Genomic DNA, 15,517 nt, shown 5'->3' on the forward strand with positions numbered 1-15,517 from the left:
GAGTATCTACATGACCCCCCTGATCCGGTCGCTTCCACGCCTCGGCCTCCTGTTCCTCGCACTGACCGCCGGGGGATGCACCAGTCCCACCGGCCCGGTATTCGGCGACTGGTTCGGCTTCAATCCGCTCCCGACCCCACAAGGCAATGTCGCGATCGAGCTGGTCCTCGATGGGTCTCCGACGGCAACGTCCGGTCGATACAGGTTGCATCGTCAGTCCTACTGGGCGGAAGACATGATGTTCAACCGCTCGGACACGCTGGACGGAACCTGGACGCAGAAGGACTACACAGTTGACGGCAAGATCTGGAAGAACGTCTTCCTTCACGGCCCGGAACTGCACACCAGCCATTATGTCCTTCTGCCCAACGGCTTTCTTACCCCCGCGCTGGACAACAACACCCCGGATATGGGCGAGGGCGGCTGGATCTGCTGCCGCCTCGCCCCCCGTGCCCGGAACAGTTTCGGCTATGGCCGTGTGTAAACCATCCCGTCCGGGTCAGGGGTCACGTCTTCAAACGCACCAGGGCATCTCGGTCACATGAAAATATCGCACTGGATGGATCGCTCGGCAGTCGGCTTCGGCACGAGCGGCGCACGCGGTCTCGTCTCGTCAATGACGGATTCGGTCTGCTTCGCCTACACCGTCGGCTATCTCAGACATCTCGAACGATGCGGGGAGTTCGGGCCCGGCACGTCGGTCGCCCTGGCGGGAGATCTCAGGCCGAGCACGCCCCGGATCATGCGCGCCTGCCTCGCGGCGATCCTCTTCATGGGAGGGACGCCGATCTATTGCGGCCATGTCCCGACGCCGGCGCTCTGCGTCTTCGCCTTCTCGCGACGGATCCCGTCCCTGATGGTGACGGGCAGCCACATTCCCGACGATCGCAACGGCATCAAGTTCAACAGGCTCGATGGCGAATTCATGAAGTCCGACGAGGCCGGGATGCTCGGGATCGATGTCGCGATCCCTGCGGAAATCTTCGACCGGGCCGGCGCTCTTCTCGAGCCGCCTCCGCTCCCCGAACCGACCGATGTCCTGACAGGATATCTCGAACGTTATGTCGGTTTCTTCGGGAGGGAGGCGCTTTCGGGTTTCCGGATCGCCTTCTATCAGCATTCCGGCGTGGGGCGGGATTTCCTGCCCGGTCTGCTCGAGGCGCTCGGCGCGGAAGTCCTGGTTCTCGGTCGTTCCGCGCAATTCGTTCCCGTGGATACCGAAGCCGTTCGCGAGGCCGACCACAGGCTGGCCCGGGAATGGGCACAAACCCACGAGATCGATGCGATCGTCACGACCGACGGAGACGCAGACAGGCCGCTCGTCGCCGATGAATCGGGGGCCTGGCTGCGTGGCGACATTCTTGGCCTCGTCACGGCCCGGTTTCTGGGCGCAGGAGCGGTCACGACCCCGGTCAACAGCAACACGGCCCTCGAGGCGGCGGCATTCGCCCGGAGGATAAACCGGACACGTATCGGATCGCCCTTCGTGATCCAGGATATGATGCGTGCCGAAAACGACGGTATCCGTCCCTCCGTCGGTTACGAGGCCAATGGCGGATTTCTTCTTGCGAGCCCGGTCGAGCGGGACGGACATGTCCTCTCGCCTCTGCCGACGCGCGATGCCGTGCTGCCGATCCTTTCCGTTCTGCTCGCTGCCAGGGAGCAGGGGGGAAGTCTCCGGCGTCTGCAGCAGGCCTTGCCCCAGCGATTCACCCTGAGCGATCGGGTGGCCCCCCTTCCATCCGCAGTCAGTCTCGAGACGATCAGGGGATTGCGGGAACGGATAGAGGAGACGACACTCGTGCCCGGTCTGGGCGCGGAGCGGAATCGCGTCCTGTCGGTCGACGAGACCGACGGTCTTCGTCTCTTCCTTTCGGGGGGAGACATTCTCCATCTGCGCCCGTCGGGCAATGCGCCCGAACTCAGGATCTATGTGGAAGCCAGCGCGCCCGAGCGCGCTTTCTCCCTCCTCGAGGAGGCCCGGGCCCTCGTGGCGCCAGCCTCGTGACATGAACGCCGTGACGCTGCCGTCACGCACCGGGCTGTACGAACCGGTCATGCCACCCATGTCAGGCGACCTTCGAAAGCGCATCTCACGCCGGGATGCCGCGATCTTTGCAGGAAAGAAAAATGTCACTCTCAGAGTCCCGCCCCGGAGAGGGAACCATCATCCCCGTCATCCTTTCGGGTGGATCGGGAAGCCGCCTCTGGCCCGTTTCGCGCAGCAGCTTTCCGAAGCAGTTCTGGCCCCTTCTCTCTGACAGGACGCTTCTGCAGGAAACGGCGCTTCGCGGTTTGCGACCGGATTTCGGCGCGCCGATCGTCGTCTGCAACGAGGCGCATCGTTTCATCATCGCCGAGCAGCTCCGCGAGATCGGTGTCGATAACGCACGGATCGTTCTCGAACCCTCGGCACGCAATTCCGCTCCTGCGATCGCGGCTGCGGCGTTCATCGTCGCCGAGCAGGACCCGGGGGCCGTCCTGTGGGTCATGGCCGCCGATGCCGCGATCGACAATCCCGAAGCGCTTTACGGAACGCTCGAGATCGCAGCGACGGCAGCGCGGCAAGGCTATATCGCGACGTTCGGAATCACACCGACCAAACCGGAAACGGGATATGGCTATATCGAACGCGGGGCCCCGATCGATACGGCCCCCGGAGCCTTTCACGTATCCCGATTCCGGGAAAAGCCCGATCTCGCGCAGGCCCAGACCTTTCTTTCCAGCCGGGAATTTTCCTGGAACTCGGGCATGTTCGTGGCACGGGCCGATATTCTTCTCGGCGAGATCGAACGCTTCGAGCCCGACCTTCACGCCAATGTCGGCCGTTCCGTCGAGGCGCGGCTTTCGGACATGGATTTCGAACGTCTGGCCGAGGATGCGTTCAGCCAGTCCCCCGACATCTCCATCGACTACGCCGTCGCAGAGCGCACGGAACGTGCCGCCGTCGTTCCGGCGACCTTCGGCTGGTCGGATATCGGCAGCTGGGATGCCCTTTGGGAAATCAGCCCCAAGGACGACCAGGGCAATGCGACATTCGGAGACGTGTTTCTCGACGGTGCAAGGAATTGCTATGTCCGGTCAGACGGTGTCGTCGCGACCGTGACAGGGGTCGAGGACCTGATTGTCGTGGTGACGGATGACGCCGTGATGGTGTCACATCGCGATCGGGCGCAGGACGTCAAGAAGATGGTCGCCCGACTCACGCAAGCCGGACGGACCGAAGCCAGAAATCACAACCGGATGTATCGCCCATGGGGCTTCTACGAGAGCCTCATCCAGGGCGATCGCTTCCAGGTCAAGCGCATCCATGTCGATCCCGGACACAGCCTGTCCCTGCAGAAGCATTTTCATCGGGCCGAGCACTGGGTCGTCGTCGCCGGTACGGCCATCGTCACCCGGGATCAGGACGAGATCATGGTTCGGGAGAATGAGAGCGTCTATCTCCCTCTGGGCTGCGTACACCGCCTGTCCAATCCGGGAAAAATCGCATTGACCCTCATCGAGGTGCAATCCGGGCCCTATCTGGGCGAAGACGATATCGTCCGTTTCGACGATAATTACGCTCGCCATCGGTCATAGAACGACCATCGGTTTTTCTGCCCGTAAGGGCAGGGAAACCGCGAAACGTATTTCTTTGTGGGAAAATGCTGGGGCGAATGACGGGACTCGAACCCGCGACCACCGGTACCACAAACCGGCGCTCTACCAACTGAGCTACATCCGCCACACAGCGAAGCCCGATTTAGAGAAATGCGAGGCCGCCGTCTAGCCCCCTTTCCAGATTCTTTTCCCGTTGCCGCGCCCCGACATATCGCTCTCGCATGGCTGTATTGTCGCCGTCTCTCTCTTTTCCCCGGTCACTCTCCCCTTGCAGCCCGGGTCCGATGTTTCTACCTTGGGTGTGCCATTGCCGCGTCGGGCCAGAATACGACGAAACAGGTTTTTTTCGTTTTCAGACCCGAGGAGCTGTCTCTTGAATCTCTCTACCTATCGCGCACAGTGGGCGTACAGCCCGCTGCGCGAGGTGCTGGCCGGCATGGTCGGTACGTTTGCGCTCATCCCGGAAGTCATCGCCTTTTCCTATGTGGCCGGCGTATCGCCTTCCGTTTCCCTCTATGCCTCGTTCGTCATCAGCATCGCGATCTCGATCACCGGCGGTCGCCCGGGCATGATTTCCGGAGCGGCCGGGTCGGTCGCCCTGGTGGTCGCTGCCCTCGTTCACAATCACGGCGTCCAGTACATGTTCCTCGCGACCCTGCTCGCAGGCGCCATGCAGATCGTGTTCGGATTGCTGCGCCTTCAGGTTCTGATGCGGTTCGTGTCGAAGGAGATCGAGACCGGGTTCGTCAACGCACTCGCGATCCTCATCTTCTCGGCGCAGGTGCCCCAGATGATGCATGTGACCTGGCATACCTATGCGCTCATCGCGCTGGGTCTGGCGATCATCTATCTCCTGCCCCGCGTGACGACGGTCATTCCGTCGCCTCTGATCTGCATCGTCGTGCTGACGCTTCTCGTCACCTGGATTCCCATGCCGGTGCACAAGGTGGCCGATCTCGGCGCCCTGCCGACAGGTCTGCCGTCCCTCGTCTGGCCGCATGTCCCCTTCACGCTCGAAACCTTCGAGATCGTTCTGCCCTATGCGCTCGCCATGGCTTCGGTCGGACTTCTCGAATCCCTCATGACGGCTGGCGTCGTCGATGACCAGACCGACACCCATGGTGACAGACGGATGGAATGCACCGGGCTCGGCATTTCCAATATTCTGGTCGGTCTCTTCGGCGGCATCGGTGGATGCGGCATGGTCGGCCAGACGGTCGGCAATCTCCGCTATGGCGGTCAGGGGCGTCTCTCCACCTTCACTGCGGGCGCCTTCCTGCTCATTCTGATGGTGCTGCTGCACGATTACGTCGCCCAGGTGCCGATGGCGGCCCTCGTCGCGATCATGATCATGGTCTCGATCAGCACATTCGCATGGGGATCGCTGCGCGATCTGCTGCGCCATCCGAAACTGTCGAGCCTGGTCATGCTCTGCACGGTCGTCGTCACGGTCACGACCAGCGATCTCGCCGCGGGTGTTGCCGTGGGCGTGCTTCTGAGCGGCGTGTTCTTCGCATGGGGTGCGATGAAGATGCTCCGCGTCGAGACGAAAACCGAGGGCGATACCGATTTCTATATCGTGCACGGTCAGGTTTTCTTCGTCTCTTCGGAGACCCTCTTCGATGCGGTCAATTTTCACACCAAGGCCAAGCATGTGAAGATATCCGTTGCCGATGCGACGTTCTGGGATATCACCGCAATCAACATTCTCGAGAAAATCGTCACCAAACTCCAGACCCGCGGAATCGACGTCGTCGTCGAAGGTCTGCAGACCCGTCGCCACAAGCTGATCGCCGAGCAGTCGGACGAGCCGCTTCTTTCGATGTGATCATCCGATCCGCGCCGCCATGGCCTCCAGCCCGGGCGGCGCGAGCAGATCGGCGAGTGTCTGACCGTCGAGCACGGTCATGAATGCGCCCAGCGCCTCTCCGGGAACGTGCTGCAGACGGCAGGCGCCGGAAAGCCGACACCCTGCCCCCCGCCGGAAACCTGGAAACACGCGACGAGGCACATATCCTCCTCGGTGAATTGCACGACATCGCCGATGACGATCTCCTCAGGCGGTCGTCCGAGGATCAACCCTCCGCCCCGGCCCCGCATCGTCCTGACGAATCCCCCCTGACCGAGACGATGCACGACCTTGACGAGGTGGTTATCCGAGATGGCGTAGCGCTCGGCAATTTCCCTGACAGGAACGCGGCAAGTATATCCGAATACGAAATAAAAATGGGGTCGAAATTATATTGGATATACAATGTTCTGTGTGTAAAATATGTATAACGTTTGCGTGATAGACGCGATCCCGGTAAGGTGGGCTCATCACACACCTCACAGGAAGTACACCATGATCAAGCCACTCAAGCCCGGCGCGGCGCCGATCATCAAGGCTACTATCCCCGCCCTCGAGGCGCACGGGGTCACCATTACGAAAACGATGTACGAAAAGCTGATGCAGGATCCTGCGATCGCAGCGATGTTCAATCAGACGGATCAGGCCACAGGGCGCCAGCCCCGGGCACTGGCAGCGGCCGTGCTCGCCTATGCAAAGCATATCGACGACCCCTCGGCCCTGGAGAACACTCTCGGCCTGATCGTCGAGAAGCATGTGGCGCTCTCGGTTACGCCCGAGCAGTATCCCGTCGTCGGCGAGGCGCTGTTGACGGCCATCGGGACCGTTCTCGGCGAGGCGGCAACGCCGGAGATCATCGATGCCTGGGCGGAAGCCTATCGCTTCCTTGCCGATGTGCTCATTTCGCGCGAGACCGCTTTGACCCACACCCGGGAGACAGAGCCGGGCGGATGGCGCGGATGGCGCAGCTTCAGGGTAGCGAAACGCGTCCAGGAAAGCCCGGACATGGTGTCGTTCTGGCTCGAGCCGGTCGATGGCAAACCGGTCCTGAAACATGTGCCCGGACAATATCTCGCTCTCGCCCTCGAGCAGGACGGACTCAACACCCGACGCTGCTACAGCATCTCGAGCGCGCCCAGCACGCACGCCTACCGTATCTCGGTCAAGCGCGACCCGCATGGCATGGTCTCGAGCTGGCTGCACGCCAATCTGCATGAAAACGGCATTCTCGAAGTTGCACCGCCAGCAGGCCAGTTCACGCTCGAAGCTTCAGGATCGGCGCCCGTTCTCCTTGTCAGTGGAGGCAGCGGTATCACGCCCTTCATGAGCATGCTTCCGGAGCAGGAGGAGAAAAACCCGGGACGGCCAATGCATCTCGTTCATACCACGCCGTCTCTCGATCATATGCCCTTCCTCGCCGAGCTGGCCTCGCTCCAGAAAACCGAAGCTGCGCCGGAGATCGATCTCTTCAGCACGAAAGACGAGAACGCCCATCCCGACACCTCTCTGCGCGTCCATGAAGGGCATGTATCGGCCGAATGGCTGGCGGAACAGCTCGGCAACGAAGGCCATCTCTATTTCTGCGGACCGCGCGGCTTCCAGCGCGACCTCTTCAGCGCGCTGACGAAACTGGGCATTCCGGAATCGCGACTGCATCACGAGTTCTACGGACCGGACGAATCCCTGCTCGCCGCCTGAGCGGGCAGGCCCGGCCTCCCGGCGGGTACGCCTGCTGGGAGGTCCTTTCTGGCGGGAGTGGGCCGCGGCGGAAGACACTGCCATTCCCGTCAGAACGCCCGGACGATGAAACGCCCGGACAATCCGCGTCATCGGCCATATCGACGCAATGAAGGCGGGAGGGGAAATACGAATGGGGTGCCATCCGGGCGCCCCCGGACGTCCCCGGGCGATAGGACTCAGCTACGCGGGATCTGCCACCCTGTCGCCGGGCGGTCGAAATGCGACAGGAGCTCCGGATCCGGGATATTGGTCAGATCCTTGCTCTCGCTCTTGATCAGCTTCCTGCTCGTCGCCTTCGAGAGATGTTCCCTGATATCGTGCAGGACATGAGGCGCAGCAGCGAGAACGAGCCCCTCGAGCGCGGGGTTGGCTTTCAGCGCCGCATCGATTTCCTCGGCGATCTGGCGCGCGAAACGCTCCTTGACCTGCACCTTGGGGTCGGAACGCGGCTCCTTGATGGATGCGACCTCGCCCTCTGCATCCGTATTCCTGTCATGGGCCCCGAATCTCTGGATCGTGCGCATCTGCTGACCGTCATAGCGCAGAAATCGTGCCTTCTCTCCATCGCAGATCGCATAGAGGACCGGATCCTGATTAGGCATGGGCTTTCTCCTTTTTTACCTGCAATGACAACGCTGTAGCATCAGAGGAGTTGCGATGGGCACTGGTTCGCGCCGCCTCAGTCGGGCAAGGAAAGCGCCTTGTGAAAACGCTGCCATGCGCGCTCGTCCGAGGCATAGAGCAACCCCGTTCCCGGAAGCCCGGGATGAAACGGAACGCCGTTGAGACGCGCGCCGAATCCGCCTGCTTCGCGGATCAGAAGCCATCCGGGACAGTGATCCCACAAACAGGTGCGCCCATAAGCAAGCACATGCGCGTGGCCACCCGCCATGAGACGATATTCATGTGCGGCGCAGCGCAGATCGCATAACCCCGTCATGCTGCGCATCGTCCTGTTGGCCTGGGCCTGATCGCACCAGGGAAGGCTGCGCCAGGAGATCTTCCCGGCGGCGGCATCGAGTCGATCGACCGGCGCCGCAACGCGCAGGGCATGAATGCCTCCCGTCGCGTCCTCCATCCAGGCCCCTTCTCCCCGGGCCGCAAGTGCCGCCGTTCCGGCCACAGGGTCGAGAATGACGCTGGCCACCGGTTTGCCATGGGACAGCACCGCGATCATCACGCCGAAAAGAGGGAGACCGGCGGCGAAATTGGCCGTTCCGTCTATCGGGTCGATCGTGACGGCGCATGGGGCCTGTGCCGCCAGACCGGGAAGATGCGGCTCCGTGCTGCATCGCTCCTCGCCGATGACGAGGACACCGGGCAGGAGCAGGGCGAGACGCTCGGTGATGTATCGTTCGGCCAGAACATCGGCGATGGTGACGAGATCGGACGGGGAGGATTTGGTCCGGATATCCGTCGCGGAAAGGCAGCCGAAACGCGGCATGATGATCCGGGAAGCCGCCTCGCGGGCGATATCCGTCAGATCGGAAAGCAAGGCCCTGCCAGCACGGGCCTCCTCGAGACTATCCTCCCGGTCTTCGACCCTCACCGATCTCTCCCCTCTTTCCCTCGTGCCGACCCTCCGGCGTCCTGTCGCACACGCCCTTACACAGACGTCCGGCCACAGGTATCCGGACACAGGTATCCGGACACAGGTATCCGGTCACAGGGGAAATATCGGAAAGCTTTCAGGCAGAGACAAGGCAATCCGGGTAGAGTTGTCCGAACCGTGAGCGATCCTGCTCGAAAAGGCGCACATCGACCGTGATCCCCGTGTCCTGATCGAGTCGCTCCAGCACTTCACCATGTTCGTACAACCAGGCGAGCGCCGCACCGTCGCTGCTGTCGAGATTGACCCGCACAAGCGACATGGATGCCGTCATGTGCTGATCGAGCCGGGAGAAGAGATTGGGAATACCCTCTCCCGTGATCGCCGATATCGCCACGGTATCGGGATGACGGGGTACAGCCTCGATACCGCCCAGCAGATCGGCCTTGTTCAGCACCTCGATGGTACGGCGCGGCCAGTCCTCGTCCAGCATGCCGTCCCGCACCATACTGTCGAGAACATTGATCACGTCGGCACGCTGCGCCGCGCTGTCGGGATGGGCGACATCGCGAACGTGAAGGATGATATCCGCCTCGGCCACTTCCTCGAGCGTCGCACGGAAGGCGGCAACGAGTTCGGTCGGCAGTTCGCTGATGAAGCCCACTGTGTCGGAGAGTATCACCCGTCGCCCCGAAGGCAGACGCAGGCCGCGCATCGTCGGATCGAGCGTGGCGAAGAGCTGGTCCTGGGCGTGAACGGCAGAACCGGTCAGGGCATTGAACAGGGTCGATTTGCCCGCATTGGTATAGCCCACGAGCGCCACCACGGGAAAAGGAACCTTCTTGCGCGCCGAGCGGTGCAAGCCGCGGGTCCGCCGTACCTGATCCAGCTCCTTGCGCAGGCGAACGAGTCGTTCGCCGATCATGCGCCGGTCGGCCTCGATCTGCGTCTCTCCGGGGCCGCCGAGAAAGCCGAAACCGCCGCGCTGACGCTCGAGATGGGTCCACAGACGAACGAGACGCGACCGCTGGTATTCCAGATGGGCGAGCTCGACCTGAAGCACGCCCTCGCGTGTCGCCGCACGGGCGCCGAAGATATCGAGAATGAGGCCCGTGCGGTCCAGAACCTTGCAGTTCAGCGCCTTCTCGAGATTTCTCTGCTGCCCCGGGGAGAGTCGCGCATCGACGATCACGACCTTGACGCTGTCCTGCGCCACCATCTCCGCGATCTGTTCGACCTGCCCCTTGCCGAACAGGGTCGCCGGTCTCACCGCACGTATGGCCAGAACCGCCTGCCTTACGACAACGAGACCGATGGAGGAGGCAAGTCCGACCGCCTCCTCGAGCCGGGCCTCGGCGGCCCGGAACTCGTCCTGCGGGGTCGGGCGCTCCCAAGGGAGGATGACGGCCGCGCGTGTGGCGGGGGGAGTCGTACTGGTCGTAACGGACACGTGGGGACTATACTCTCGCTCTCAGTTCTCGATCGGCTCGTCGCCGTCCTGCGCGAAAAGCGCAAGCGGTGCGACCGGCATGATCGTGCTCACCGCATGTTTGTAGACGAGCTGCGTATGGCCGTCACGCCTCAGGATGATCGTATCGTTGTCGAAGCGCGGGATCACGCCCTGCAACTTGACGCCGTTGACGAGAAACACCGTCACGGGGAAGCCGTGATGCTGGAGATGACGGAGAAAGAGATCCTGCACGCTATCCTCCGATGCGCATTCGGGAAAAGATGCTGAAGCCGCGCTTCCGACGGACGAGGCCCGGGAGGACGGGCCGGGAGAAAGCTGATCGGGTGAGGAGGGGTTCGCTCTGGCCAAGATTGATCTTCTTTGTTTTGCGGTTTCGACGGATCCCCGCATCGGGGGGCCGGGAGAGAAACGCACGAGACCTTTCTCCGGCTCCCTTCTTCTGACACAGTTTCGTTGAAATCGGGTTTTCGCTTCGAACTTCCGGCACGCCCGGTCCCGGGCGCCGTGCGGGTGCTGCGGGCGCTAGAGGGTCCGATCTTCCGGCGTGACGCCCAGCTGCTTGAGTTTGCGATGCAGGGCACTGCGCTCCATTCCCACGAAATTGGCGGTTCGGCTGATATTGCCGCCGAAACGCAGGAGCTGAACCTGGAGATACTGCGTCTCGAACAGATCCCGGGCCTCGCGCAATGGGAGCGCCATGACATCGGCACCGGCATCGAGCCGCGTCATGGACGGTGCGCCCTGACTCACGGTGCTGGGCAGCATGTCCGCCCGGATCAGATCCTGCCCGTTGGGCATCATGATGAGCAGACGCTCCATCAGATTGCGCAACTCGCGGATATTTCCGGGCCATTCATAGGACTGAAGCGCGGCCAGGGCGTCCACGGACAGCTCGCGCGGCGCAAGCCCGGCATTTTCCGCGCAACGCTGGAGGAAATGCTGCGCCAGAGCCGGTATGTCCTCCCGCCGCTCGCGCAGTGAGGGCAGACGCAGCGGCACGACCGCCAGCCGGTAATAGAGGTCTTCCCGGAACCGCCCGAGCGAGATTTCACCCTGGAGATCCCGGTTCGTGCTGGCAATCACCCGCACATCGACCTTCACCCGTGTCGAACCGCCCAGACGCTCGAAGGTCTGGTCCTGAAGCGCCCGGACGATCTTGCCCTGGGTCTCGAGAGGCATGTCGGCCACCTCGTCGAGGAGAAGCGTGCCCTTGTGCGCCCGTTCCAGAACGCCGGTGCGCCGCATCACGCCCTCGGCCTGTCCCTCGATTCCGAAAAGCTCCTCCTCGAACCGGTTGGGAGCGAGGGTCGCGCAGTTGAGCGCGATGAAAGGACCGCTCGCCCGACGGGAACGCGCATGGACCATGCGTGCGGCGATTTCCTTTCCCGACCCTGCGGGACCGGTGATGAGCACCCGGGAATTCGTCGGTGCGACGCGATCGATCTGGTTGCGCACGGCGCTGATGCCCGGCCCGTCACCGAAAAGGGCGGTCTCCGCGCCGGAGCGGAGACGCAGCTCCGCATTTTCCCTCTCGAGCCGCGCCGCCTCGAGTGCGCGCTGGGCGACCACGATGAGACGATCGGTCTGGAACGGCTTCTCGATGAAGTCGTAAGCCCCGTGTTGCAGGCTCGAAACCGCCGTTTCGATCGTGCCATGCCCCGAGATCATGACCACGGGGAGGCCCGGCTCCTCGGCCTTGATCGCCTTGAGCAGATCGATTCCGTCAAGACGCGAGCCCTGGAGCCAGATATCGAGAATGACGAGCGAGGGGCGACGTGCCCGGAACGCGGCGAGCGCCTGATCCGAATTGGCGGCGACGCGCGTTTCGTATCCCTCGTCGCGAAGGAGCCCTTCGATGAGAAGCCGGATATCCGGCTCGTCATCGACGATCAGGATTTCATGCTCCATGCGCACCCCTCACCTGCGTTTCATTGCCTCTCGTCTGCATCCGTCCGCCCGACCGCCTGCCCGGCACTTCGCCCGGTACCCTGACCGGCGACGTGCTCACGCACAGGCAGGGTGAGCGTCGAGACGGTACCCCGTCCGTCAGGTCGGTCCTCCAGCCTGATGCCACCTGCATGATCCTCCATGATCTTCTTGACGATTGCGAGCCCGAGCCCCGTGCCCTTCGGTTTGTGCGTGATATACGGTTCCGTCAAGCGATGCCTGTCGATGGAAGGCAAACCGATCCCGTCATCGATGACCTGCACGACGGCCTCCTCCCCCTGGATGACGAGCGAGACGAGGATCCGGCCCAGCGTCTCTGCGGATTCGCCCTCGCCCGTATCCGGTCCGGGGTCGCCCTCCGTCTCCCGTGCCCGCATCGCGATGGCATCCGCCGCATTCTGCAGGAGATTCGTCAGGGCCTGTCCCATCAACCGGCGATCGCAGCGCACCACAGGCCCCTGGGCGGGGAGCCCCTCCGTCACATAGACGATTTCCGGATGTGCGTTGCGCTGGAGGACGAGCGCCTCGCGCACGAGCCGCGAGAGATCCTCGTCGCGCAGCACGGGCTGCGGCATCCGGGCGAAAGACGAGAACTCGTCCACCATGCGACCGATATCGCCCACATGCCGGACGATCGTATCGACGCACTGGCTGAACGTCTCGGGATCCGATCCGATCTCGCGCAGGAAACGCCGCTTGAGACGCTCGGCCGAAAGCTGGATCGGTGTCAGGGGGTTCTTGATCTCATGCGCGATACGACGCGCCACATCGGCCCAGGCTGCCTTTCTCTGTGCGGCAAGCAGCGCCGTGATGTCGTCGAAGGTGACCACATAGCCGGGCGCCGTATCGCTTCCCTGCTCGCCAACGACACGAACGAGCAAGGTGCGACCCGATGTCCCGACGCTCGGCCCGTCACCCAGAACACCGGCTTTCTCCGGCGCGTCGATCTGGATCTCGGCCGTATGGGCCTGGCCGGGCTCCACGCGGGCGAGATCGAGCATCTGCGCAAATTCCGGGACCAGATCGCGCAGGGGCTCGCCGCCACAGGATTCCAGATCGCGCTGGAGCAACCGGGAGGCCGCCCGGTTGGGCAGCTCGACCCGCTGGGCCGGATCGAGCCCGATCACCCCGGCAGAGACACCGGACAGAACCGTTTCGGTAAAACGCCGCCGCTCGTCGATCTGCTCGTACGCCACCATCAGCTCCTTGCGCTGGGTGGAGAGCTGATCCGTCATGCGGTTGAAGGCCCGGGACAGGGTGCCGACCTCGTCGTCGCGGAAGGAATTGCGTCCGCGCGCCTCGGGAACCCGGACGCTGAGATCCCCCTCGCTGACACGCCGCGCGGCCAGGATGAGAAGACCCAGCGGCTGGGTGATCTGGTTGGCCAGAACAAGCCCCGTCAACATGCCGACGCTGAGAACCAGCATTCCGAGCAGCGCGAAAATGAGCACGAAGCTGATCTGGATGGCCGAACGATGCGCGTTCAGCCTCTGATATTCCGACACCACCGCATCGGTATGATGCATGTGCTCGAGAATTTTCGCGTCCACCGGCCGGGTGATGACCAGCATCAGCCCCGAACTCGGCCCGAGGCTGACAACCGCACGCACGGTCTTCTCGTCCGGGGAGTCGAGAATGGCCACATCGTTGGTCCGGGCCAGAGTCGTCGCATCCTTCGGCGGCAGGGCGAGCTGCTTGCCCTGGAGCGCCGCCAGGCCGCCGGAAGCGACGACCTTGTTGGTATAGGAGTCGAAGACGACCGCCTCGTTCAGCCCGCGCTCTGTCGCCTCGACATCCAGCATCATCGAGAGCTGGGCCGGCTCACGCATCAGATCGATCCCGTGCCGGTACATCTCGTCGTTTTCTGCCGTGATGATGATGTTGGCGAGCGCGAAGGCCTCGGTGCGGATATTGTCGTTATGCTCCTGCAGATAGCCCGCGGCCACGTCGCGCGCCTCGGTCAGCGCGGTGTTCACCCGGTTGGAGAACCATATCTGGATCCCGAAATGGAAGAACAGCGCTGCAAGCGCGCCGATGATCACCGTGGGGGCAACGGCGACGACACCGAACAGGGTGATGAGCCGCACATGCAGCCGCGCCCCGGCCAGACCCGTGCGCCGCTCGGCCAGCATCCGCCCCACGCGGATGATGACGGCAGCCCCGAGCAGCATCAGCACGAGAAAATCGAGCAGGAAGACGATCGCCTCGATCTGGGGACGATAGGCGAGAGAAAGCCCCCCCGCGAGAACGACGAAGGTCGTGAAAACGAGCACCAGCGCGGCGCAGATCAGGATCATGGCCGTCTTGAGCCGACTGACACGCCGGACGAGCCGCCGGAAGAGGGACCGCAAACCGGTCGCAGAGGAAACGTCACTTGTCATGATCTGGACCGGCCCGTTTCGATTCCGAGAAGCTGGAGACGTTTGCGCAGCGTATTCCTGTTGAGACCCAGAAGTGCCGCAGCCCGAAGCTGGTTGCCATCGGTCGCCTTGAGAACGAGGCTGAAAAGGGGACGTTCCACCTCGGCGAGGACACGGGCATGCAGGGTGCCCTGCGTGCCGCTCTCCAGATCGAGCATGGAGGGCAGGAAACGCGCCATCAACCCCTGGAAGGAGACGCATTCGGCGCCTGCCCCGATGCGATGCAGCGCGGCGAGCCGCGAGACCGGAATCACCGTATCGGGCTCCATCTGGGCCGCCTGATAGAGAAGCTGCCGGATCTGGCGGAAATTTCCGGGCCAGTCCTGGGCGCCGATCCAGGCGAGACAGGCCTCGTCGAGGCGACACCCCGTCCCGTCCTGCCCCAGCCAGTCGCTGCACAGGGCGGCCATATCCTCCTGCCGCTCTCCCACGGTCGGAAGAGACAGGCAATGCGGCGCAATCCGGCGCGCGAGACCCGCCTCGAGACGGCCATCCTGCACGAGGCGGGAAAGAGGCCAGGAACTCGTGACGATCAGCACCGGGGTTCTGTCCGCAGCGGGATCGGCCCCCTCTGCATGAAGAAAGGCACGGAGCCGGAGGCGAAGCGCCGGATCGTGCGTCCCGATCTCGTCGAGCAGGATACCGCCCGTTTCCGGATCGGACAGCGCCTCGTCGAGGCCGTCCCGGTCGGCAACCGGAACGAGACGGCCGGAATGTCCGGAGCAGGTCCAGAGCATCCGTGCGGCCCGGGTTTTTCCGGTGCCGGTCTCGCCGATGAATCCATGCACCGTTTCCCGACGGCACCGGAGGAGAACGGCCTTCCGGAACGCACGAATGGCATCTGACGCCCCGTCGAAATCGCGGGAGACGGATCCGCGATGCGTCACGCCTGCCGTCGCCGGTCGCGACGGATGGCGCGCGGGCGGGGGGCCGGGATA

At 63.3% G+C, this 15,517-nt stretch carries 12 protein-coding genes, 1 tRNA gene and 1 pseudogene; 5 read left to right on the forward strand and 9 right to left on the reverse strand.

What is annotated here, in order from left to right:
- Nucleotides 1-10: 10 nt before the first annotated feature.
- The 3 genes from SSA02_RS08395 to SSA02_RS08405 all read left to right on the forward strand — a co-directional run bounded on the left by SSA02_RS08395 (nucleotide 11) and on the right by SSA02_RS08405 (nucleotide 3,582).
- A complete protein-coding gene (locus SSA02_RS08395) occupies nucleotides 11-484 on the forward strand; it encodes a hypothetical protein (RefSeq protein WP_147093611.1) in 474 nt (157 codons plus the stop codon).
- 57 nt (nucleotides 485-541) lie between these two features.
- Entirely contained in the window at nucleotides 542-2,008 is a 1,467-nt protein-coding gene (locus tag SSA02_RS08400) for a phosphomannomutase (RefSeq protein ID WP_147093612.1), read from the forward strand.
- A 122-nt stretch (nucleotides 2,009-2,130) separates the two neighbouring features.
- Nucleotides 2,131-3,582, forward strand: a complete 1,452-nt coding sequence (locus tag SSA02_RS08405) for a mannose-1-phosphate guanylyltransferase/mannose-6-phosphate isomerase (RefSeq protein WP_147093613.1) — start codon at nucleotides 2,131-2,133, stop codon at nucleotides 3,580-3,582.
- Nucleotides 3,583-3,651: 69 nt separating this feature from the next.
- Here SSA02_RS08405 and SSA02_RS08410 read toward each other — a convergent pair.
- Nucleotides 3,652-3,727: transfer RNA gene (locus SSA02_RS08410), tRNA-His, on the reverse strand.
- Nucleotides 3,728-3,976: 249 nt separating this feature from the next.
- Between SSA02_RS08410 and SSA02_RS08415 the strand changes: the two genes are divergently transcribed.
- Nucleotides 3,977-5,431 carry a SulP family inorganic anion transporter gene (locus tag SSA02_RS08415; RefSeq protein ID WP_147093614.1) on the forward strand — a complete coding sequence of 485 codons (1,455 nt, stop codon included), beginning with the start codon at nucleotides 3,977-3,979 and terminating at the stop codon, nucleotides 5,429-5,431.
- Here the strand turns inward: SSA02_RS08415 and SSA02_RS08420 are convergent.
- Nucleotides 5,432-5,802 (reverse strand): annotated as a pseudogene (locus SSA02_RS08420) (RrF2 family transcriptional regulator); the annotation flags it as partial.
- Between the two features lie 145 nt (nucleotides 5,803-5,947).
- Between SSA02_RS08420 and hmpA the strand changes: the two are divergent.
- Entirely contained in the window at nucleotides 5,948-7,150 is a 1,203-nt protein-coding gene (gene hmpA / locus SSA02_RS08425) for an NO-inducible flavohemoprotein (RefSeq protein WP_186807733.1), read from the forward strand.
- A gap of 218 nt (nucleotides 7,151-7,368) precedes the next feature.
- On the opposite strand, the gene SSA02_RS08430 is transcribed toward hmpA, so the two are convergent.
- The 7 genes from SSA02_RS08430 to SSA02_RS08460 form a co-directional block, all read right to left on the reverse strand.
- On the reverse strand, nucleotides 7,369-7,794 hold the full coding sequence (locus tag SSA02_RS08430) for a host attachment protein (protein ID WP_147093616.1): 426 nt from the start codon (nucleotides 7,792-7,794) through the stop codon (nucleotides 7,369-7,371).
- A gap of 77 nt (nucleotides 7,795-7,871) precedes the next feature.
- Nucleotides 7,872-8,741: an inositol monophosphatase family protein gene (locus tag SSA02_RS08435; protein WP_147093617.1), complete on the reverse strand. Its 870-nt coding sequence runs from the start codon at nucleotides 8,739-8,741 to the stop codon at nucleotides 7,872-7,874.
- Nucleotides 8,742-8,880: 139 nt separating this feature from the next.
- Nucleotides 8,881-10,191 carry a GTPase HflX gene (hflX, locus tag SSA02_RS08440; RefSeq protein WP_147093618.1) on the reverse strand — a complete coding sequence of 437 codons (1,311 nt, stop codon included), beginning with the start codon at nucleotides 10,189-10,191 and terminating at the stop codon, nucleotides 8,881-8,883.
- A 21-nt stretch (nucleotides 10,192-10,212) separates the two neighbouring features.
- A complete protein-coding gene (gene hfq, locus SSA02_RS12925) occupies nucleotides 10,213-10,443 on the reverse strand; it encodes an RNA chaperone Hfq (protein ID WP_246103771.1) in 231 nt (76 codons plus the stop codon).
- A 291-nt stretch (nucleotides 10,444-10,734) separates the two neighbouring features.
- Nucleotides 10,735-12,120, reverse strand: a complete 1,386-nt coding sequence (ntrX, locus tag SSA02_RS08450) for a nitrogen assimilation response regulator NtrX (protein ID WP_147093619.1) — start codon at nucleotides 12,118-12,120, stop codon at nucleotides 10,735-10,737.
- A 20-nt stretch (nucleotides 12,121-12,140) separates the two neighbouring features.
- Nucleotides 12,141-14,540, reverse strand: coding sequence for a sensor histidine kinase NtrY-like (locus SSA02_RS08455; RefSeq protein ID WP_147093620.1), 2,400 nt, complete (start codon nucleotides 14,538-14,540; stop codon nucleotides 12,141-12,143).
- Nucleotides 14,537-15,466: a helix-turn-helix domain-containing protein gene (locus tag SSA02_RS08460; RefSeq protein WP_147093621.1), complete on the reverse strand. Its 930-nt coding sequence runs from the start codon at nucleotides 15,464-15,466 to the stop codon at nucleotides 14,537-14,539. Before SSA02_RS08460 ends, SSA02_RS08455 begins: the two co-directional genes overlap by 4 nt.
- Between the last annotated feature and the right edge of the window lie 51 nt (nucleotides 15,467-15,517).

Source organism: Swaminathania salitolerans (assembly GCF_007988945.1).
Lineage (GTDB): Bacteria > Pseudomonadota > Alphaproteobacteria > Acetobacterales > Acetobacteraceae > Swaminathania > Swaminathania salitolerans.

Excerpts from the sequence above, each read along its gene's own strand:
- SSA02_RS08395 (WP_147093611.1), top strand. The coding sequence starts at position 11 with ATGACCCCCCTGATCCGGTCGCTTCCACGCCTCGGCCTCCTGTTCCTC.
- SSA02_RS08400 (WP_147093612.1), top strand. The coding sequence starts at position 542 with ATGAAAATATCGCACTGGATGGATCGCTCGGCAGTCGGCTTCGGCACG.
- SSA02_RS08405 (WP_147093613.1), top strand. The coding sequence starts at position 2,131 with ATGTCACTCTCAGAGTCCCGCCCCGGAGAGGGAACCATCATCCCCGTC.
- hmpA (WP_186807733.1), top strand. The coding sequence starts at position 5,948 with ATGATCAAGCCACTCAAGCCCGGCGCGGCGCCGATCATCAAGGCTACT.
- SSA02_RS08430 (WP_147093616.1), bottom strand. The coding sequence starts at position 7,794 with ATGCCTAATCAGGATCCGGTCCTCTATGCGATCTGCGATGGAGAGAAG.
- ntrX (WP_147093619.1), bottom strand. The coding sequence starts at position 12,120 with ATGGAGCATGAAATCCTGATCGTCGATGACGAGCCGGATATCCGGCTT.
- SSA02_RS08455 (WP_147093620.1), bottom strand. The coding sequence starts at position 14,540 with ATGACAAGTGACGTTTCCTCTGCGACCGGTTTGCGGTCCCTCTTCCGG.